The sequence below is a fragment of the Pseudomonas avellanae BPIC 631 genome (assembly GCF_000444135.1).
Lineage (GTDB): Bacteria > Pseudomonadota > Gammaproteobacteria > Pseudomonadales > Pseudomonadaceae > Aquipseudomonas > Aquipseudomonas avellanae.
In genome coordinates this window covers 1-859 of record NZ_ATDK01000099.1, presented here as the reverse complement: position 1 = coordinate 859, position 859 = coordinate 1, and the positions used below count along the sequence as shown (strand labels likewise).

Below are 859 nucleotides of genomic sequence, written 5' to 3'. Positions count from 1 at the left end.
TCCGGCTCTTTTAATACCTGGACTCGTGTTTCATCGCAGTGGATAAACGGGCTTTCGAATAATCGATCACGCATCAAATTCAACAGCGGCTGGAAGTGCTCGCTGCACTGGATCACCCAGCGTGCCAGTGTCTGACGCGGTATCTCGATGCCATGTCGGCTGAGCACCGTTTCAAAACGATGCAGGGGCAAGCCGTCGACATATTTAGTGGTCAGCAGCATGGCCAGTACGCTCGGACTGGCCATGCTCTTTTCGATCAATTGAGCCGGTTTGTCCGCTGTGACCGGTGCTGTTTCGCAACCGCGGCAACCGTAAACTTTACGGATGTGTTTGATCACACGGATCTGCATTGGCACGATATCCAGCTGCTCGCTGGTTTCTTCGCTGATGACATGCTTGCGGCAACCGCAGGCACAGGTCAGTTCGTGCTCGGGCAGTTCGTGGATGGCTTCGATGCGGGGAAGATCAGTCGACAGTGGTTTGTGCTTGTCGCGCTGTCTGACCGGTGCAACGACGCCTTTGTCGGCATCGCCGACGGGAAGCATCGGCTCGCTTTCGGGTTCGTTGAATAGCGCGAGTTGCGGCGTGTTGGGTTCGACCGTCTGTTCGGACTTGCGACCAAAGATACGGTCACGCAACAGCTTGATCTGTTCTTTCAGATCAACGATGTGGGTGGCGTAAGCTTCTTTGGCGTCCTGCGCTTCAAGCAGCATCTGCTTAAGCAAAACAGGATCGTCAGGGAGGTCGTCGGGCATCAATTTCATGCCCTGGATTATACCCGTTAGGCGACAAATCGTGGAGTCAAAACCTTGTGCGGACGGTTACGCCAGAGATCAAATCCATCCAGTAACCAGTTCAG

General features: G+C 54.4%; 1 protein-coding gene. It reads right to left on the bottom strand.

What is annotated here, in order from left to right; genetic code table 11:
- Positions 1-764 (bottom strand): IS66 family transposase (locus tag DW49_RS0107015; protein WP_032616698.1); only part of this gene is annotated, 764 nt, incomplete at its 3' end.
- Positions 765-859 lie beyond the last annotated feature (95 nt).